This window comes from Burkholderia sp. AW33-5, from assembly GCF_053427615.1.
In genome coordinates, this window is record NZ_JBSAXA010000025.1 from 1 (window position 1) to 17,338 (window position 17,338).

Annotated in this window: 21 protein-coding genes; 11 read left to right on the forward strand and 10 right to left on the reverse strand. The window is 66.0% G+C overall.

The annotated features are described in order from the left end of the window. On the reverse strand, positions 1-156 hold a 156-nt coding region (locus ACV22V_RS27370), incomplete at its 3' end, for an FAD-dependent oxidoreductase (protein WP_448016098.1). A 144-nt stretch (positions 157-300) separates the two neighbouring features. Between ACV22V_RS27370 and ACV22V_RS27375 the strand changes: the two genes are divergently transcribed. After that, a complete protein-coding gene (locus ACV22V_RS27375) occupies positions 301-789 on the forward strand; it encodes an Lrp/AsnC ligand binding domain-containing protein (RefSeq protein WP_006762687.1) in 489 nt (162 codons plus the stop codon). Positions 790-880: 91 nt separating this feature from the next. Continuing rightward, the gene (locus ACV22V_RS27380; protein ID WP_448016068.1) at positions 881-2,059 is read left to right on the forward strand and encodes a PA0069 family radical SAM protein; all 1,179 of its coding nucleotides are present in this window, start codon (positions 881-883) and stop codon (positions 2,057-2,059) included. A 22-nt stretch (positions 2,060-2,081) separates the two neighbouring features. On the opposite strand, the gene ACV22V_RS27385 is transcribed toward ACV22V_RS27380, so the two are convergent. After that, positions 2,082-2,549 (reverse strand): NINE protein, encoded by a 468-nt coding sequence (locus tag ACV22V_RS27385; protein WP_059523814.1) that lies wholly within the window; start codon positions 2,547-2,549, stop codon positions 2,082-2,084. Between the two features lie 110 nt (positions 2,550-2,659). Beyond that, a complete protein-coding gene (locus ACV22V_RS27390; RefSeq protein ID WP_448016069.1) occupies positions 2,660-3,799 on the reverse strand; it encodes a PQQ-dependent sugar dehydrogenase in 1,140 nt (379 codons plus the stop codon). 153 nt (positions 3,800-3,952) lie between these two features. Here ACV22V_RS27390 and rpsP point away from each other — a divergent pair, with 153 nt between their 5' ends. From rpsP to ACV22V_RS27420, 6 genes are all read left to right on the forward strand, one after another. Continuing rightward, on the forward strand, positions 3,953-4,207 hold the full coding sequence (rpsP, locus tag ACV22V_RS27395; protein ID WP_006476550.1) for a 30S ribosomal protein S16: 255 nt from the start codon (positions 3,953-3,955) through the stop codon (positions 4,205-4,207). Positions 4,208-4,249: 42 nt separating this feature from the next. Further along, a complete protein-coding gene (gene rimM / locus ACV22V_RS27400; RefSeq protein ID WP_448016070.1) occupies positions 4,250-4,927 on the forward strand; it encodes a ribosome maturation factor RimM in 678 nt (225 codons plus the stop codon). After that, positions 4,927-5,721: a tRNA (guanosine(37)-N1)-methyltransferase TrmD gene (gene trmD, locus ACV22V_RS27405; RefSeq protein WP_059447922.1), complete on the forward strand. Its 795-nt coding sequence runs from the start codon at positions 4,927-4,929 to the stop codon at positions 5,719-5,721. Before rimM ends, trmD begins: the two co-directional genes overlap by 1 nt. A gap of 132 nt (positions 5,722-5,853) precedes the next feature. Then, positions 5,854-6,246: a 50S ribosomal protein L19 gene (gene rplS / locus ACV22V_RS27410; protein WP_006753174.1), complete on the forward strand. Its 393-nt coding sequence runs from the start codon at positions 5,854-5,856 to the stop codon at positions 6,244-6,246. 87 nt (positions 6,247-6,333) lie between these two features. Continuing rightward, on the forward strand, positions 6,334-7,020 hold the full coding sequence (locus ACV22V_RS27415; protein WP_448016071.1) for a CoA pyrophosphatase: 687 nt from the start codon (positions 6,334-6,336) through the stop codon (positions 7,018-7,020). Positions 7,021-7,140: 120 nt separating this feature from the next. Further along, entirely contained in the window at positions 7,141-8,079 is a 939-nt protein-coding gene (locus ACV22V_RS27420) for a CobD/CbiB family protein (protein WP_059523804.1), read from the forward strand. A gap of 78 nt (positions 8,080-8,157) precedes the next feature. Here the strand turns inward: ACV22V_RS27420 and ACV22V_RS27425 are convergent, their stop codons facing one another. From ACV22V_RS27425 to ACV22V_RS27435, 3 genes are read right to left on the reverse strand one after another with little or no spacing between them, the layout of a single operon-like run. Continuing rightward, on the reverse strand, positions 8,158-8,475 hold the full coding sequence (locus tag ACV22V_RS27425; protein ID WP_059523802.1) for a putative signal transducing protein: 318 nt from the start codon (positions 8,473-8,475) through the stop codon (positions 8,158-8,160). A gap of 60 nt (positions 8,476-8,535) precedes the next feature. After that, positions 8,536-9,477 (reverse strand): ribosome small subunit-dependent GTPase A, encoded by a 942-nt coding sequence (rsgA, locus tag ACV22V_RS27430; protein WP_059691061.1) that lies wholly within the window; start codon positions 9,475-9,477, stop codon positions 8,536-8,538. After that, positions 9,474-10,733 carry a M48 family metallopeptidase gene (locus tag ACV22V_RS27435; RefSeq protein ID WP_059691062.1) on the reverse strand — a complete coding sequence of 420 codons (1,260 nt, stop codon included), beginning with the start codon at positions 10,731-10,733 and terminating at the stop codon, positions 9,474-9,476. Before ACV22V_RS27435 ends, rsgA begins: the two co-directional genes overlap by 4 nt. A 117-nt stretch (positions 10,734-10,850) precedes the next feature. Here ACV22V_RS27435 and orn point away from each other — a divergent pair, with 117 nt between their 5' ends. Then, complete coding sequence (gene orn, locus ACV22V_RS27440) at positions 10,851-11,471, forward strand: oligoribonuclease (protein WP_059523795.1); 621 nt, start codon at positions 10,851-10,853, stop codon at positions 11,469-11,471. A gap of 16 nt (positions 11,472-11,487) precedes the next feature. Here the strand turns inward: orn and mog are convergent, their stop codons facing one another. Together mog and yjgA are read right to left on the reverse strand one after the other, a co-directional pair. Beyond that, on the reverse strand, positions 11,488-12,105 hold the full coding sequence (mog, locus tag ACV22V_RS27445; RefSeq protein ID WP_081259227.1) for a molybdopterin adenylyltransferase: 618 nt from the start codon (positions 12,103-12,105) through the stop codon (positions 11,488-11,490). Then, positions 12,089-12,694, reverse strand: a complete 606-nt coding sequence (yjgA, locus tag ACV22V_RS27450) for a ribosome biogenesis factor YjgA (RefSeq protein WP_290371025.1) — start codon at positions 12,692-12,694, stop codon at positions 12,089-12,091. The genes mog and yjgA overlap by 17 nt, the downstream gene beginning before the upstream one ends. Before the next feature lie 128 nt (positions 12,695-12,822). Between yjgA and pmbA the strand changes: the two genes are divergently transcribed. Then, positions 12,823-14,193, forward strand: a complete 1,371-nt coding sequence (gene pmbA / locus ACV22V_RS27455) for a metalloprotease PmbA (RefSeq protein ID WP_059523791.1) — start codon at positions 12,823-12,825, stop codon at positions 14,191-14,193. Between the two features lie 83 nt (positions 14,194-14,276). On the opposite strand, the gene ACV22V_RS27460 is transcribed toward pmbA, so the two are convergent. Then, a complete protein-coding gene (locus tag ACV22V_RS27460) occupies positions 14,277-14,777 on the reverse strand; it encodes a dihydrofolate reductase (protein WP_059691064.1) in 501 nt (166 codons plus the stop codon). 297 nt (positions 14,778-15,074) lie between these two features. After that, positions 15,075-15,293, reverse strand: a complete 219-nt coding sequence (locus tag ACV22V_RS27465) for a hypothetical protein (protein ID WP_448016072.1) — start codon at positions 15,291-15,293, stop codon at positions 15,075-15,077. A 609-nt stretch (positions 15,294-15,902) separates the two neighbouring features. Here ACV22V_RS27465 and ACV22V_RS27470 point away from each other — a divergent pair. Beyond that, positions 15,903-17,300 (forward strand): sigma-54 dependent transcriptional regulator, encoded by a 1,398-nt coding sequence (locus tag ACV22V_RS27470; RefSeq protein WP_059523787.1) that lies wholly within the window; start codon positions 15,903-15,905, stop codon positions 17,298-17,300. Positions 17,301-17,338: the final 38 nt, after the last annotated feature.

A 17,338-nucleotide genomic window follows, 5' to 3' on the forward strand; every position in this document is an offset into this window, starting at 1 on the left:
GGCATAGCCGGGCGAGATCTGACCTGCGTTCGCGAAGCTCGTCTCGAGTGCCGGGCCGGCTTCCCGGTCGATCACCGTGACTTCATGACCGGCGCGCGCGAGGTAATACGCGCTTGCCACGCCCACCACACCGCTGCCCAGAATGACGACTCGCATAGCTGCTCCAGATGGAAGGATCAGGTCGAGGCCGGGCGCACTTGCGTCTCCGTGTAACCTCTAGCTGATCTAGTTTTTTGCGCTATGGTATTGTCGAATGTGCAGGTTTTGTTATCGTATTTTTCAGGTTTTCAGCATAAACAAATGAGAACGCAACGCCAGCCAGTACGCTCGCTCGACAAGCTCGACCGGCGCATCCTCAAACTGCTCCAGGACGACGGCCGGATGGCGATGAAGGACCTCGCGGAGCAGGTCGGGCTGACCGTCACGCCGTGTATCGAGCGCGTGCGGCGCATGGAGCGCGACGGCGTCATCACCGGCTATCACGCACGCGTCGATCCGGGCCAGCTCGGCGCCGCGTTGCTGGTATTCGTCGAGATCACGCTCGGCCACAAGGGCGGCAACATGTTCGAGCAGTTCCGGCGCGAAGTGATGAAGATCGACGAGGTGCTCGAGTGCCATCTCGTGTCCGGCGACTTCGATTACCTGATCAAGGCGCGCATCGGTGAAATGGCCGACTATCGCAAGCTGCTGGGCGACATCCTGCTGCAGCTGCCCGGCGCGGTGCAGTCGAAAAGCTATGTCGTGATGGAAGAAATCAAGGAGACGCTGACGATCTCGGTCGGCGAATGACCGTGGCAGCTGCGTGCAGCCCGTCCCTCAATCCCGCCCTTGGCATGCTGCACCCAATACTGTATAAATGTACAGTATTGGGTGCAGGCGAATGGGTGAGCGTATGGACGGTCGGTCCGACAACGAATTTCCGATAGCACCGCCGGCGCCCCGCAAGGGGCGCGGTGCGGTCGACAACCTCCAGGGGCGATACGAAACGGCGCTGCGCGAAGCGGTCGACGACGGCTGGACACACGAATTGGACGACGCCGACCTGCCCGCGCCGCTGCGCACGCAGGTGTTCGAGGAGCGCGCAAAGAGCATCCTGACGCACAACCAGTCGCCGGACATACCGTTCAGCGTGTCGCTCAATCCGTATCGCGGCTGCGAGCATGGCTGCATCTACTGCTTTGCACGGCCGACCCATAGTTACCTCGGTCTGTCGCCGGGGCTCGATTTCGAGAGCCGCATCTATGCGAAGGTCAACGCGGCCGAATTGCTCGAGCGCGAGATTTCGCGCAAGCGCTACGTGCCGGAGCCGATCGCGCTCGGCGTCAACACCGATGCATACCAGCCGGTCGAGCGCGATCTGCGCATCACGCGCAGTGTGATCCAGGTGATGCACGATCACGGGCTGCCGTTCGCCGCGATCACGAAATCGTCCCTGATCGAGCGCGATCTGGATCTGCTGGCCCCGATGGCCGAGCGCGGGCAGGTGATGGCCGCGGTCACGATCACGACGCTCGATGCCGATCTCGCGCGCACGCTCGAGCCGCGTGCGGCGACGCCGGCGCGCCGGCTGCGCACGATCCGCGCGCTGCGTGATGCGGGCGTGCCGGTGGGCGTCAGCATTGCACCGATGATCCCGTTCGTCACCGAGCCGGACATGGAGCGTGTGCTGGAAGCTTGTGCGGAAGCCGGCGCGACGCACGCGAGTTACATCATCCTGCGGCTGCCGTGGGAGGTCGCGCCGCTGTTCAAGAACTGGCTCTCCGCGCATTTCCCCGATCGCGCGGAGCGCGTGATGAACCGCGTGCGCGACATGCGCGGCGGGAAGGACTACGACTCGGATTTCGCGAAGCGGATGAAGGGCGAGGGAATCTGGGCGGACCTGTTGCGGCAGCGGTTCCGTCAGGCCGTGAAGCGGCTAGGGTTGAACGAGCGTGCGAACGGCATTCTGGATCTGTCGCAGTTTCGCGGTGCGCCGGCGACCGGGGCGGCAGCGCAGCGCCCAGTGGCGGGCGCGACCGGCACGAAGTCGCGTGACGACGTGCAACTGAGCCTGTTCTGATCCGGCCGACGCGTGTTGGCGCTTACTGCGAGATTTGCTTTGCCGCTTCGACTTGCGATTCGAAGTACGTCTGGAACGACAGCGCGAGGGCGGTCATCAGCAGGAACGCACCGATCAGCAGCGAGAAGATCACGATGAAGATCACCGTCCAGCCTGACTGGCTGTGCTTGCCGGTGTCGGCATTGAATTGCGCGTCCCACTTCTCGTCGGGGCGCAGGCCGTAGACGAGCGCGGCGAGGAACGCAGCCAGAAGCGAGATCGCACCCGGCACGGCGAGCCACCAGCCGAGGTTGGCGCTGCGCTGGGTCGCGGCGAGCAGCAGGAAACCCGGGATCCCGACGATCGTCGCGAGCAGGTGCGCCCAGCCGTACACGTCGCGAAAGCCGTACAGGTAGAAGCGGTGCGCGCCGAGCGAACCGAGCAGGAACGCGAGGGCGGCGGTGAGCGTCTTGGAGCGGAAGCGGCGGGACGATGCGGTGCTGCTGGACATGGATGGCGGCGGATTATCGTTGGCATGGGCGGCCGGCAGGCCGGCGCGGGGCGCTCGGCCCGGCACGCATTCTACGATGCCCGGTCGGGCCCGGTCACCCCTTGCCTGCGTCAAGGTGCCGCATAGGTGATGCGGTAGATGGCGCCTGCGTAGTCGTCGCTGACGAGCAGCGAGCCGTCCGGCAGCGGCAGGACGTCGGCCGGGCGCCCCCACACGGTGCCGTCCGCGCGCAGCCAGCCCGTGATGAACGGTGTCTGGCTTGCATGGCTGCCGTCGGCCGACACGACCGCGCGCATTACGCGATAGCCGACCTTCGTGCTGCGATTCCACGAACCATGCTCGGCAATGAAGATGTTGTTGCGATATGACGCCGGAAACATTGTCCCCGTATAGAAGCGCATGCCGAGTGCCGCGACGTGCGCGCCGAGTTTCAGCACGGGCGGCGCGTAGCGGCGGCACACGTCGGGGCTCCCGAATTCAGGGTCGGGCGTGTCGCCGCCGTGGCAGTATGGAAAGCCGAAATCGAGGCCTGCGCGCGGCGCTCGATTCAGCTTGTCGTCGGGCACGTCGTCGCCCATCAAGTCGCGCCCGTTGTCGGTGAACCACAGCTCGCGCGACTCGGGGTGCCAGGCAAAGCCGACGGTATTGCGCACGCCGCGGGCAAACACTTCCCGGCCGCTGCCGTCCGCGTTCATGCGTGCGATGATCGCGTATCGACCGCGATCGGCGAGGCACACGTTGCATGGGGCGCCGGTCGGCACGTAGAGCTTGCCGTCGGGGCCGAATGCGATGAATTTCCAGCCGTGATGATGATCGGTCGGCAGCGTATCCGTCACGACGGCCGGCGTCGGAGGCTTGGCGAGCCGGTCGTCGATGTGATCGAGGCGCAGAATACGCGACACGGCGGAGATATAGAGCGCGCCGTCGCGATACGCGACGCCGACGGGCATGTCGAGCCCCGATGCGATCACGTAGCGGGCCGTGATCCGTCCCTCCTGCATCACAAATGCATGCACGCGGCCTTCCCGCGAGCCGACATACAGGATTCCGCGCGGCGACCACACCATTTCGCGGGCGGTCGGCACGGCGTCGGTCAGCACGTCGACGTGGAAGCCGGGCGGCACGACGAGTTTGTCCGCCGGCGTTGCGGCGCAAGCCGCGGTCGCTGCGAGGCAGGTGAGGAGGCCGGTCAGCAAGCCCGCGAGGCGGTGCTGCGCGCGGCGCGCCAGGGTGACGCAAGATGGCGGCATGGCGGCGATAAGCGTCGTGAACGCGACGATTGTATGCCCGGCGTGCAGGGCGTCCGTGGAATTTTTGCGCGTAAGTGTTTGTTGTGGCTTTGGTTTCCGGCTATAATCGCACGTTTCAGTAGTTTCGAACCCGGTTTTCCCGAAGGATTTCATATGGTTATCATCCGTCTGGCTCGCGGCGGCTCGAAGAAGCGCCCGTTCTACAACATCGTCGCTACCGATTCGCGCAACCGTCGTGACGGCCGCTTTATCGAGCGCGTCGGCTTCTACAACCCGGTCGCCACGAAGGGCGAATCGCTGCGTATCGCTCAGGACCGCCTGACGTACTGGCAAGGCGTTGGCGCGCAACTGTCGCCGACCGTCCAGCGTCTCGTGAAGGAAGCGCAAAAGGCGCAACCGGCTGCCTAACATGGCGCGGTGTGCCGGTCGTGCCGGCTGCAAGGAGCATTGATGTCCGGTCACGATTCCGGTAACGCAAAGCGCGGGCGAGCGTCATTTGGCGCATTCGTCCGCAAGCCGGTCGAGCGCGACACTGTCGCGAGCGCCGGTGTGGCTGCCGAGCAGGGCAGTCTCGAGGCAGTACAAGCCTGGCCCGACGATGCTGTCGAGGTCGGGGCGGTCGTCGACGCCTATGGCCTGAAAGGCTGGGTCAAGGTGGCGACGCATGCAGACGCCGGTCGCGGCGGCGATGCGCTGCTCAAGGCGTGCCGCTGGTGGCTGGAACGGGGTGGGGAGCGCTTGTCTGCCCGCATCCTGCAGTCGAAGACGCACGGCGACACAGTCGTCGCGCATACCGCGGGTGTCAGCGACCGCGATGCCGCAATGGCTTTGCGCGGCTTTCGCGTGTTCGTGCGCCGGGAAGATTTCCCGGCATTGGCCGCGGACGAATTCTATTGGGTCGACCTGATCGGCCTCGAGGTCGTCAACGAGCAATCGGTGGCGCTCGGGACGGTGAGCGGGATGATCGACAACGGCGTGCATTCGATCATGCGCGTCGAGTATCCGGCAGTCGGCAAGGATGGTCGGCCGACCACCGACGAACGGCTGATTCCGTTCGTCGGCGTCTACGTCAAAACGGTGGATCAGGCGGCACGTCGCATCGTCGTCGACTGGGAAGCCGATTACTAATGAACCAGGTTACGGAGAGCGCGGTGCAGTTCGACGTCGTCACGCTCTTTCCCGAAATGTTCCGCGCACTGACCGACTGGGGAATCACCAGCCGGGCCGTGAAGCAGGGGCGCTTCGGGCTGCGCACCTGGAATCCGCGTGATTTCACGACGGACAACTACCGCACGGTCGACGATCGTCCGTACGGCGGCGGTCCGGGTATGGTGATGCTGGCCAGGCCGCTCGAGGCCGCGATCGGCGCTGCGAAAGCAGCGCAGGCGGAGCAGGGCGTCGCGAGCACGCGTGTGGTGATGATGTCGCCGCAAGGTGCACCGTTCACGCACGAACGTGCGGTGCGAATGGCGCAGGAGCCTGGTGTCATCGTGCTGTGCGGCCGCTACGAGGCGATCGATCAGCGTCTGCTCGACCGGTGCGTCGACGAGGAAATCAGCCTCGGCGATTTCGTTCTGTCCGGCGGTGAACTGCCGGCGATGGCGATGATGGATGCCGTCGTGCGCCTGCTGCCCGGCGTGCTGAACGACGCGCAGTCGGCTGTGCAGGACAGCTTCGCCGACGGGCTGCTCGATTGTCCGCATTACACGCGCCCCGAGGAATACGAGGGGATGCGCGTGCCGGACGTGCTGCTCGGCGGCCATCATGCCGAGATCGAGCGGTGGCGGCGCCAGGAAGCATTGAGGAATACGTTGCGGAAGCGGCCGGACCTGATCGTCCGGGCGCGCCGCGAGAAGTTGTTGAGCCGTGCCGACGAGGCATGGCTTGCGAACCTCGCACGCGAAGCGAAGAACGCCTCCTGAGGCGGCGGCGCGGGCGGGAATGGCGGTGCCGTGCATGCGTGCGCGGTGCCTGATGTGAATCCATCCTCTATCGGGGCCAAGCCTGGAAGCAGGCGGGTGCAAACGCCGACAAGATGGCTTTAGGAGTCAGTGATGAATCTGATCGCAAAACTTGAGCAGGAAGAGATCGAGCGCGCGCTCGCCGGCAAGACGATCCCCGAATTCGCCCCGGGCGACACGGTGATCGTGAACGTGAACGTGGTTGAAGGTAACCGCAAGCGCGTTCAGGCGTACGAAGGCGTCGTGATCGCGATTCGCAACCGTGGTCTGAACTCGAACTTCATCGTCCGCAAGATTTCGTCGGGCGAAGGCGTCGAGCGTACGTTCCAGACCTACTCGCCGCTGCTGGCGAGCATCGTCGTGAAGCGTCGCGGTGATGTGCGTCGCGCGAAGCTGTACTACCTGCGCGAGCGTTCGGGCAAGTCGGCTCGAATCAAGGAAAAGCTGGTGTCGAAGGATCGCGCCGCAGCAGCTTCCCAAGAGTAAGAGCTGTAAGGAAAAAGCACCCTCCCGGGTGCTTTTTTCATTCTGGCGCGACAATATGCTCGATACGTCACGAACTCGAGATCCCCATTGAATCGCCGCCCCATCATTGATCCCGAAATGCTGCCGGTCGAAGGCACTGGCGCCGGCTTGCCGTCCATCGAAACCCGCTTGATGACCCCGCCCGGGCTGCGCGAGCGTTTCGCGCGCACGCTCGAATGGAGCGTCGAGCCCGGAGAGGCACGGCTGCAGGAGGGCGTCGATCCGCGCAGCGCCGCCGTCCTCATCCCGCTCGTCGTTCGCGAGGGCGGCCTCACCGTGCTGCTGACCCAGCGCGCCGACCACCTGAACGACCACGCCGGGCAGATCAGCTTCCCCGGTGGCCGTCGCGAGCCGTTCGATCGCGATGCGACGGCGACCGCGTTGCGCGAGGCGAAGGAAGAAATCGGACTGGCCGCCGAACCGGTGGAGGTGCTCGGTGCGCTGCCCGACTACCTGACGGGGACCGGCTTCTGCGTGACGCCCATCGTGGGGCTCGTGCATCCGCCGTTTACCGTGCAGGCCGACACGTTCGAGGTTGCCGAGATTTTCGAGGTACCGCTCGCGTTCCTGATGAGTCCGGCGAACCACCAGGTGCGCGTGTTCCGCTGGGAAGGTGGCGAGCGTCGTTTTTTTGCGATGCCCTATCCGAACGGCGAATCGGCAGGGCATTACTTCATCTGGGGCGCAACTGCCGGCATGTTGCGCAATCTGTACCGCTTCTTGGCAGCCGGATAGCATCCGGCCCGAACCCGCGCACGCGGCCGGCCGCCGGCCCGTCGCGTCGGCAGCCATGCGCTGCTTACGCTGTGCTATCGTTATGCAAAAAATGACATAACTCCGAAGACGGCGCCACGCATGACTTTCTTTTCGGTTCTTCTCGCCCTCATCATCGAACAGGTCCGCGCGTTGTCGCCGAGCAATCCGGTGTTCGCCCTGTTCCAGTTTCATGCGGAAACCGTCGCGCATGGCCTCGACGCCGGCAAGCAAAAGCATGGTGTGCTCGCATGGCTTGCAGTCGTGCTGCCGTGGGTGCTGATCGTCGCGCTGATCTACTTTCTGCTGTTCAAGGTGAGCTTCGTGCTCGCGTTCATCTGGAACGTCGTCGTCGTGTACTTCACGCTCGGCTTCCGCCAGTTCAGCCACTATTTCACCGATATCCATCTCGCGCTCAACAACGACGACGTGCCGCGCGCGCGTGAAATCCTGCACGAGTGGACGGGCCTCGACACGGTCGACATGCCGGTCGGCGAAATCGTCCGCCATACGCTGATTCATGCGGTCGTTGCGTCGCATCGCCACGTGTTCGGCGTGTTCTTCTGGTACGTGCTGCCCATCGGTCCGGCCGGTGCCGTGCTGTACCGCATCTCCGAATATCTCGCGCGAAGTTGGTCGACGCCGGGCGACGATCGCACGGCCGCGTTCTCGACGTTCGCGCAGCGCGCGTTCTTCGTGATCGACTGGATTCCGTCGCGACTGACCGCGCTCGGCTTCGCGATCGTCGGCAACTTCGAGGATGCGATCTACGCGTGGCGCAATCACACGCGCCAGTGGCCCGACCCGAACGACGGCGTGCTGCTCGCGGCCGGCAGCGGCGCGCTCGGCGCGCGCCTCGCGGGGCCGCTCGCGGAACCGTCGAGTCTCGACGCGTTGGCGGTCGGCGACAGCGGCCCGTTGACGGTCGGCGATGATTGCACGCCGCGCACGCTGCAGTCCGCGGTCGGCCTGGTTTGGCGCGCCGTGATCCTGTGGATGATCCTGCTGTTGATGCTGACGCTGGCCGTCTGGGTGTCGTGACGCCGCAGCGCACGTGCGCGATGAAACGAAAAGGCCGGCTGCATGCCGGCCTTTTTGCCATGCGCCAGGTCAGTCCGCTCAGTCGTCGAGCGGATCGCGTACGGCGCCGCATTGCCAGCAGGCGGTGAACTGAGCCTCCAGCGCCTCGCCGCATCGACGGCAGCGCCACGGAGCGGCGCCGGCCGACGGGCCATGCGACGCCGCATCGAGGAGCCGCCGAGCGAGCGCATCGTCGCGCTCGTCGTCGAGCCACAGCTCGGGGGCGCAAGCGTCGGCGGGCAGGCCGCCGAGCGCGCCGGTGGCGTAGCAGTTGTGCAGTTCGCAGCCGATGCCGGCCGCCTGCAGCACATTCGCCCAATGCTGCGCGGTGGCGAGATTGGGGGCCTTGAAACGCATCGCGGCTCCTGTCGGTGAAGGCCGGGCCGGCGCCCCGGCCGCCTTCTGCCCGCCGTGCGCTCAGCGGACGATCTGGCTTGCCTCGTGCACGAGCTGTGCGTAAAGCGCATGCCGCGACGGTGAGATGCGGCCGTCGGAGACGGCTTCGAGAATCGCGCAGCCCGGCTCGTGCAGATGATGGCAATTATAGAAACGGCAGTCCGCGAGCAGCGGGCGGAATTCCGGGAACGCGCGCTCGAGGCGGCCTTCCGTCAGGTGGTAGAGGCCGAATTCCTGGAAACCCGGCGAATCGATCAGCGCGCCGCCGCCTTCGAGCGGGTAGAGGCGCGTGAACGTCGTCGTGTGACGGCCGCTGTTGAGCGCGGCCGAGATTTCCCGGGTCGCGGCTTCGGCATCGGGCACGAGCAGGTTCACGAGCGTCGACTTGCCCATCCCGGACTGGCCGAGCAGGATCGTCGAATGCCCGGCCAGATGCGGCATCAGTTGCGCACGCGCATCGTCGGGCGCGCCCTTCACCGACAGTTCGAGCACGTCGTAGCCGAGCGCGCGGTAGGGCGCGAGGCGCTCGCGGGCGACCGGCAGCGCGGCCTCGACGTCGATCTTGTTCAGCACGACGAGCGGCTTCAGTTCATTCGCTTCGGCCGCGATCAGCGCGCGGCCGAGGAGATCCTCGCTGAAATAGGGCTCGGTCGCGAGCACGATCAGCAGCTGATCGAGGTTGGCCGCGAAGAGCTTCGACTTGAACTGGTCGGAACGGTATAGCAGGTTGCGCCGCTCGCCGATCTCGACGATCACGCCCTGGTCGGCCGACGCCTGTTCGTACACGACGCGGTCGCCGACCGCGATCTCGCTTTTCTTGCCGCGCGGGAAGCACTGCAGCATCGGGCCGCCGTCGTCGGGCGCGACGATATAGTGGCGGCCGTGCGCCGCGATCACGCGGCCTTCGACACGCGGCGCGCCCGATGCGCGCGGAGCCGGCTTGCGGGAGGTCGGCCGGCTCATGCGTGCTGCATCAGGCGGTCGATCCGCTGCGACGCCGGCGGATGCGAGTAGTAGAAGGCCGTGTAGACGGGGTCCGGCGTGAGGGTCGACGCGTTGTCCTCGTAAAGCTTCACGAGTGCGCTGACGAGATCCTGCGCATCGGTCTGGCTCGCCGCGAACGCGTCGGCCTCGAATTCATGCTTGCGCGACGTGAGGCTGCTGAACGGCGTCGCGAAGAACAGGAACACGGGGATCGCGAGGAAGAACAGCACGAGCGCGGCGCCCGCGTTGCTCGTGTCGAGCGACGGCGTGACGCCGAGCCCCGTATAGAACCACGTGCGCTGCGCGAGCCAGCCGAGCAGCGCGAGCAGCACGAGGCTCAGCACGAACGACACGAGCATCCGCTTCATTACGTGGCGGCGCTTGAAGTGGCCGAGTTCGTGCGCGAGCACGGCCTCGATTTCCTGGCCGGACAGCCGCGCGAGCAGCGTGTCGAAGAATACGATCCGCTTCGACGCACCGAAGCCCGTGAAGTACGCGTTGCCGTGCGCGGAACGGCGGCTGCCGTCCATCACGAACAGACCCTTCGCCGCGAAGCCGCACCGCTTCATCAGCGACTCGATGCGCGTGCGCAGCGCTTCGTCCTTCAGCGGTTCGAACTTGTTGAAGATCGGCGCGATGAAGGTCGGGTAGATCAGCAGCACGAGCATCTGGAATGCGACCCAGACGATCCAGGTCCACAGCCACCACAGGCTGCCGGCCTGGTTCATCAGCCACAGCACGACGAACAGCAGCGGCAGGCCGAGCACGGCGCCGAGCAGCGTGTTCTTCAGCATGTCGGTGAAGAACAGGCGCTTGGTCATGCGGTTGAAGCCGAACCGCTGTTCGATCCCGAACTGGCGGTAATACTCGAACGGCACGTCGATCGCGCCCATGATCGCGAGCACGACGGCGACGAGCGCGACCTGCTGACCGTAGCCGCGGCCGAACCAGCCCGTCAGCAGCGTGTCGAGGGCGCCGACGCCGCCGAGCAGGGTAAGGCCGACCAGCACGGCCGCGCTGACGACGATTTCAAACATCGCCAGCCGGGTGCGCTCGACCGTGTAGTCGGCGGCGCGCTGGTGGGCGGTCAGCGGAATGGTGGCGCTGAACTGCGCGGGCACGTCGTTGCGATGTGCGGCGACGAAGCGGATCTGCCGCGACGCGAGCCACAGCTTGGTGACGACCATCGCGAGCACGGCGATCGCGAACAGCAGGGTGAACGAAAAGGGTGACATCGAAGGCGCCAAAGGGTTCTATGCGAGAATTATATGTTCTTGCGGACCGGGCCCGCTCACGCGATGCCGGCCGCCCGGGCGGCGCTGCGCGCCGTCCGCCATTTTCCAGGATGACTCATGACCGATACCGCCGCTTCCGCCAGCCAGCCCGCGCTCGTGCGCAACGAGTTGAACCTCGTCTGGCTCGACATGGAGATGACGGGCCTCGACCCGGATAACGACCGCATCATCGAAATCGCGGTCGTCGTGACCAATTCCACGCTCGACATCGCGGTGGAAGGCCCCGTGTTCGCGATCCACCAGAGCGACGAAACGCTCGCGAAGATGGACGACTGGAACAAGTCGACGCACGGCCGCTCGGGCCTGATCGAGCGCGTGCGCGCGTCGACCGTGACCGAGGCGGAGGCTGCCGCGCAGCTGCAGGCGTTCCTCGCGCAGTATGTATCGCCCGGCAAGTCGCCGATGTGCGGCAATTCGATCTGCCAGGATCGCCGTTTCATGGCGCGCTGGATGCCGGAATTCGAGCGATTCTTCCACTACCGCAACCTGGACGTCAGCACGCTCAAGGAGCTGTGCCGCCGCTGGCAGCCCGCGATCTACAAGGGCTTCCAGAAGCGCGCGATGCACACGGCGCTCGCGGACATCCACGAGTCGATCGACGAACTGAAGTATTACCGCGAGCATTTCCTGATTCCGGCCGCGTCGGCGCCGGCAGGCGAGTCCGCGCCGGCCGCCTGAGCGGGCCGGCACGCGCTCAGCGCGGCGCGCGTTGCGCGCTCTTCGGCCGGAACGCCGCGACCACCGCGGCGTCGGTCTCGATGTACGGGCCGCCGATCAGGTCGATGCAGTAGGGTACGGCCGCGAAGATGCCGGGCACGGTCGACTTGCCGTCGGCGTCGCGCAGCCCTTCGAGCGTTTCCCGGATCGACTTCGGCTGGCCGGGCAGGTTGATGATCAGCGCCGCGTGGTCGGCCGTCTCGCGGATCACCGCGACCTGCCGCGACAGGATCGCGGTCGGCACGAAATTCAGGCTGATCTGCCGCATCTGTTCGCCGAATCCCGGCATTTCCTTCGTCGCAACGGCCAGCGTGGCTTCCGGCGTCACGTCGCGCCGCGCGGGGCCGGTGCCGCCGGTCGTCAGCACCAGATCGCACCCCGCGACGTCGACGAGTTCTGCCAGCGTGGCGGAGATCGTCGGCGCGTCGTCCTGGATCAGCCGGGTTTCGGCGCGCCACGGCGAGCGCAATGCGCCGGCGAGCCATTCCTGCAACGCCGGAATGCCCTTGTCCTCATAAACGCCCGTGCTGGCGCGGTCGCTGATCGACACGAGGCCGACCACGAGCTCGTCCGGGTGGTTACGCTTCGTCGTCATGGTCGTCTCCGGCTTCGTCCGGCGCTTCGTCTGCGTCGGCCTCGTCCGTACCGCTCGCGGTCTTGATCCACTGGAACAGCTCGCGGAAATAGCGCGGCGGCTTGCCTTGCTGCGCTTCCTTGCGTGCGTTGCGGATCAGCGTGCGGCCTTCCTGGATGTCGGCTTCGGGGTGCAGGCGGAGGAATTCGGTCAGCGCGTCGTCGCTGGCGAGCAGCTGCTCGCGCGTGCGCTCGATCCAGTGCAGGCGGGCGGTCGCGGCCTTGTTCACGCCTCGCTGGGCGTCCAGCGCGGTGCGCAGCGCGGCCGTTTCCTCGTCGGTCAGCGAGCGCATCACGCGGCCGACGTACTGGAGCTGGCGGCGCTTGCCTTCGTGGTCGGTGATCCGGCGCGCCTCGCGCACGGCGTCGGCGAGGTCCTCGGGCATCGGCATGCGCTTGAGCGCGTCCTTCGGCAGGTCGACCAGGGCCTGGCCGAGCTCCTGCAGCGCGTGCATCTCGCGTTTCAACTGGGATTTGCTGGGGCGATCGTAGCCATTGCCGGTGTCGTCGTCGGCGTGCTCGATCGGCTGGATTCGGGTTTTGCGTGTCATGGGCGGCATTGTATCGCGGCGCGGACACCCCAAGCTTGTCGGTATGTGGCCCCGGACCTTGCTATGATCGCGGGATACGCAACATTTTGAACATGCGGGCGGCTCGCCCGCCACCGGATATCACGACGATGGCAGCCAATCTCGACGTACAAGCGCGCTATTTCCCGCACACGCAGGACCAGCTCAAAGAAATTGCCTCGGACATCCTTCGCCATGCGAAGGCGCTCGGCGCGACGGACGCCGCGACCGAAATCTCCGAAGGCGACGGCCTGTCGGTGTCGGTGCGCCGCGGCGAGGTCGAGACGATCGAACACAACCGCGACAAGATGGTCGGCGTGACGGTGTTCATCGGCAAGAAGCGCGGCAACGCGAGCACGTCGGATTTCTCGCCGGCCGCGATCAAGGATACCGTCGCCGCCGCGTACAACATCGCGCGCTTCACGGCCGAGGACGACGCGGCCGGCCTCGCCGAGGCCGAGCTGCTCGAAACCGATCCGCGCGACCTCGATCTCTACCACCCGTGGGCGCTGACGGCCGACGAGGCCGTCGAGCTCGCCCGCCGCGCGGAAGACGCCGCGTTCGCGGTCAGCCCGCAGATCCGCAACTCGGAAGGCGCGAGCGTGTCGGCACAGCATTCGCAGTTCGTGCTCGCGACGTCGCGCGGCTTCCTCGCCGGCTACCCGTACTCGCGCCACTACATCGCGTGTGCGCCGATCGCGGGCACCGGCCGCCACATGCAGCGGGACGACTGGTATTCGTCGAAGCGCAGCGCGGTCGACCTCGCTGCGCCGGAAGCCGTCGGGCGCTATGCGGCCGAGCGTGCGCTGGCGCGAATGGGCGCGCGCCGTCTCGACACCCGCAAGGTGCCCGTGCTGTTCGAGGCGCCGCTCGCGGCCGGCCTGCTCGGCGCATTCGTGCAGGCCGTCAGCGGCGGCGCGCTGTACCGCAAGACGTCGTTCCTCGTCGACAGCCTCGGCAAGCCGGTGTTCGCGCCGCACGTGCAGGTCGTCGAGGATCCGCACGTGCCGCGTGCGATGGGCAGCGCGCCGTTCGACGAGGAAGGCGTGCGCACGCGTGCGCGCAGCGTCGTCAGCGACGGCGTCGTCGAAGGCTACTTCCTGTCGACCTATTCGGCGCGCAAGCTCGGCACGCAGACGACCGGCAACGCGGGCGGCTCGCACAACCTCGCGCTGCGCAGTTCGAACACGCAGCCGGGCGACGATTTCGACGCGATGCTGAAGAAGCTCGGCACGGGCCTGCTGTTGACCGAGCTGATGGGGCAGGGCGTGAACTACGTGACCGGCGATTATTCGCGCGGCGCGGCCGGCTTCTGGGTCGAGAACGGCGTGATCCAGTATCCGGTCGAGGAAATCACCGTCGCGAGCACGTTGCAGGAGATGTTCCGGCATATCGTCGCGATCGGTGCGGATTCGATCGTGCGCGGTACGAAGGAAACGGGCTCGGTGCTGATCGAGCAGATGACGATCGCCGGGCAGTAAACGGCGCGGCGTCGGCTGCCAGGAAACAGAAAAGCCCGACCGGCGTGGGTGCGCCGGTCGGGCTTTTTGTCGTGTGCCGCGTGTCAGCCGCGCTTGCGCGCGTAGACGACGAACGCATAGCCGAACGTGTTTGGCGCGGCGGCCTGGTGCGGGTCGCGCGACACTTCGTGCCAGTGCGCGGGATCGGGCGCCGGGAACGACGCATCGCCCTCGAAGTCCGCGTCGATTTCGGTGACGACCAGCTTGTCGGCAAGTTCCAGGCCTTCCGCATAGAGCTGTGCGCCGCCGATCAGGAATGCTTCGGCGACCCCGTCGCGCGCGGCGAGCGCGAGCGCATCGGCGAGGGACGTGACGGTGTCGCAGCCGTCGAAGCGGCGCGTTGCGTCGCGCGTGACGACGATATTGCGGCGGCCCGGCAGCGGCCGACCGATCGACTCGTGGGTCTTGCGGCCCATCACGATCGGCGCGCCCATCGTCGTGCGCTTGAAGAACGCGAGGTCCTCGGGAAGTTTCCAGGGCAACTGGTTGTCGCGGCCGATGATGCCGTTGCGGGCGCGCGCGACGATCAGGGTCAACGTCGTCATGAAGGTCGGGGAAGAGGAGAACCGGAATGGCGCCGATTCTACCGGAATGGCGGCGCGCGACCGCATCGATGCGGTCGCGCGGGCGCATTGGCGGTTTTCGGTCCGCCGCGCCTCGTCGGCGGTGGCGACGAGGTGCGGCCTTTGCGCCGTGATGTCCTGAATAAAAAGAGTGCCCGCCGGGGGACGGACACAAAAAACGGTTTGCGTCGAGATATCGACGCCGCATGAAACGGCCTGACTCATCCCATTCGATCTGTAATCCTCATCGATTGAGCGGCATGTGGCGTCGTGAGCGGATTATCGATGCATGCGGTTTCCGGTGTTTCCCTCCATCGCATGTTGCGCGTTGCCGGGAAGCGGAACAGGAATCGGGATCGGCAGCGGAGCAGGCGGGGCGAGCTCGTCCCACAGCGTCACCCATGTGTTGCTCGACGAACGCGGTTTGGGTGCGGCGATCGGCACGATACCGATGCGGTTGTCCTGTTGCATGCGCGGCGCGTTATCGGCAAGCAGCATCGCGCGTTCGGGCCGCGTGCCTTCTTCCGAGCGTGCCGGCATGAACGGGCACGCGAGCGCAAACGCTATCGTCATCTGCACGCAAGACCGTGAAAAAAGTGTTCGCATGGCCGCCTTCTCCGATCCGTTGCACATTCAGCGAAATGCATGCCATCGGGCGAGGAGCGTTGTCGCGTCTGCGATTTGCGGGGGAGCGTCATGAATCGCAATCGAAAACGCCGGGAAATGTTTCAGGCGTGAAACGACGGGGCTTGGGAATACTGCGGATTCAATCAAAACGCTTCAAGGATGAAAATCTGCGCGTGTGTCGATGCAGGTACGCGTCGCTGCGCGTGTGCTATGTGCAGATGATTGATAAACGTCGACCATTGAGCGATTCGGCCGCTCGCCCCTTTGCGCTGCAATTGGTTTGTCGTATTCAGCGCCTATAACTAAGCCGTCGTGACCAAAAAAATAACTGGACGCGAGACAAGCGCCATCATGCGAGGCTGGTCGCCGCCGCGCATCGGCATGGCGAATCGAGCCGCTTCGGCTGACCCGGTTCGATCCTTTTGCACGTGACTTGGCGTGTACGGCAATCGTTAGACGGTTGATGAACGGGGTGGGCATATGGGAGCCGAGCAGCGGCATGTGATCTATTTCTCGCGCGAGCCGAACGACGCGTTGCGCGGGCATTTCGACGAATGCGGGTGGCGCGTCGATCTTGCGGAAAGCGCACGCGACGTGCGGCGTGTCGTGCAGCACGGCGTGGCAACCGCCGGCCTGCTCGATTTCTCGCCGGGTTTTCGGCCCGCCGATCTGCGCGAACTCGAAACGTGCTTGAGCATCCAGCAAATCGGCTGGATCGCGGCGACCCGGCGTGGGCAGTTGCAGGACGCCACGCTGCGACATCTCATTCGCGACTATTGCTTCGACTACGTGACGATGCCGTACGAGGCGTCGCGCATCGTCGAGACCATCGGCCATGCGCACGGCATGGTCGCGCTGACCGACCCGGTGGCGTCGCCCGTCGGCGCCGGGCGCGCCGAAGGCGAGATGGTCGGCACCTGCGACGCGATGCTCGGCCTCTTCAGGACGATCCGGCGCGTCGCCACGACCGATGCACCGGTGTTCATCTCCGGCGAATCGGGTACCGGCAAGGAACTGACGGCCGTTGCGATCCACGAGCGCTCGGCGCGCGCGCAGGCGCCGTTCGTCGCGATCAATTGCGGTGCGATTCCGTCGACGCTGCTGCAGGCCGAACTGTTCGGCTACGAGCGCGGTGCTTTTACGGGCGCGAATCAGCGCAAGATCGGCCGTGTCGAGGCCGCGAACGGCGGCACGCTGTTTCTCGACGAGATCGGCGACCTGCCGCTCGAGAGCCAGGCGAGCCTGCTGCGATTCCTGCAGGAAGGCAAGATCGAGCGGCTCGGCGCGCATGTGTCGGTGCCGGTCGACGTGCGCGTGATCTGCGCGACGCACGTGGACATGGAAGCGGCGCTGCGCGACGGGCGGTTCCGCGAGGACCTGTTCCATCGGCTGTGCGTGCTGAAGATCGAGGAGCCGCCGCTGCGCGCGCGCGGCAAGGACATCGAACTGCTGGCGCGCCACATGCTCGAGCGTTTCAAGGGCGATGCGCATCGCCGTCTGCGCGGTTTCTCGCCGGACGCGATCGCCGCGCTGTACGGTTATTCGTGGCCGGGCAACGTGCGCGAGCTGATCAATCGCGTGCGCCGCGCGATCGTGATGTCGGAGGGCCGGATGATTACCGCGGCCGATCTCGAGCTCAACGAATTCGCGATCCTGGCGCCCGTCTCGCTCACCGAGGCGCGGGAAGCGGCCGAACGGCAGGCGATCGAGCAGGCGCTGCTGCGCCACCGCGGCCGTTTCGCCGATGCGGCGCGCGAACTCGGCGTGTCGCGCGTCACGTTGTACCGGCTGATGTGCGCGCATGGCATGCGCGATCGCAGCGACCCGCTGGGAGGGTTTTCGGCGCCGTTGCCGGAGGTTCCGCGTCACGCTTGCTAAAATTGGCGGGTGACGGCCGCCCTCGCGGCCGAAGGAAC

Excerpts from the sequence above, each read along its gene's own strand:
- ACV22V_RS27375 (WP_006762687.1), top strand. The coding sequence starts at position 301 with ATGAGAACGCAACGCCAGCCAGTACGCTCGCTCGACAAGCTCGACCGG.
- ACV22V_RS27380 (WP_448016068.1), top strand. The coding sequence starts at position 881 with ATGGGTGAGCGTATGGACGGTCGGTCCGACAACGAATTTCCGATAGCA.
- ACV22V_RS27385 (WP_059523814.1), bottom strand. The coding sequence starts at position 2,549 with ATGTCCAGCAGCACCGCATCGTCCCGCCGCTTCCGCTCCAAGACGCTC.
- ACV22V_RS27390 (WP_448016069.1), bottom strand. The coding sequence starts at position 3,799 with ATGCCGCCATCTTGCGTCACCCTGGCGCGCCGCGCGCAGCACCGCCTC.
- rpsP (WP_006476550.1), top strand. The coding sequence starts at position 3,953 with ATGGTTATCATCCGTCTGGCTCGCGGCGGCTCGAAGAAGCGCCCGTTC.
- rimM (WP_448016070.1), top strand. The coding sequence starts at position 4,250 with ATGTCCGGTCACGATTCCGGTAACGCAAAGCGCGGGCGAGCGTCATTT.
- trmD (WP_059447922.1), top strand. The coding sequence starts at position 4,927 with ATGAACCAGGTTACGGAGAGCGCGGTGCAGTTCGACGTCGTCACGCTC.
- rplS (WP_006753174.1), top strand. The coding sequence starts at position 5,854 with ATGAATCTGATCGCAAAACTTGAGCAGGAAGAGATCGAGCGCGCGCTC.
- ACV22V_RS27420 (WP_059523804.1), top strand. The coding sequence starts at position 7,141 with ATGACTTTCTTTTCGGTTCTTCTCGCCCTCATCATCGAACAGGTCCGC.
- ACV22V_RS27425 (WP_059523802.1), bottom strand. The coding sequence starts at position 8,475 with ATGCGTTTCAAGGCCCCCAATCTCGCCACCGCGCAGCATTGGGCGAAT.
- rsgA (WP_059691061.1), bottom strand. The coding sequence starts at position 9,477 with ATGAGCCGGCCGACCTCCCGCAAGCCGGCTCCGCGCGCATCGGGCGCG.
- ACV22V_RS27435 (WP_059691062.1), bottom strand. The coding sequence starts at position 10,733 with ATGTCACCCTTTTCGTTCACCCTGCTGTTCGCGATCGCCGTGCTCGCG.
- orn (WP_059523795.1), top strand. The coding sequence starts at position 10,851 with ATGACCGATACCGCCGCTTCCGCCAGCCAGCCCGCGCTCGTGCGCAAC.
- mog (WP_081259227.1), bottom strand. The coding sequence starts at position 12,105 with ATGACGACGAAGCGTAACCACCCGGACGAGCTCGTGGTCGGCCTCGTG.
- yjgA (WP_290371025.1), bottom strand. The coding sequence starts at position 12,694 with ATGACACGCAAAACCCGAATCCAGCCGATCGAGCACGCCGACGACGAC.
- pmbA (WP_059523791.1), top strand. The coding sequence starts at position 12,823 with ATGGCAGCCAATCTCGACGTACAAGCGCGCTATTTCCCGCACACGCAG.
- ACV22V_RS27460 (WP_059691064.1), bottom strand. The coding sequence starts at position 14,777 with ATGACGACGTTGACCCTGATCGTCGCGCGCGCCCGCAACGGCATCATC.
- ACV22V_RS27465 (WP_448016072.1), bottom strand. The coding sequence starts at position 15,293 with ATGCTGCTTGCCGATAACGCGCCGCGCATGCAACAGGACAACCGCATC.
- ACV22V_RS27470 (WP_059523787.1), top strand. The coding sequence starts at position 15,903 with ATGGGAGCCGAGCAGCGGCATGTGATCTATTTCTCGCGCGAGCCGAAC.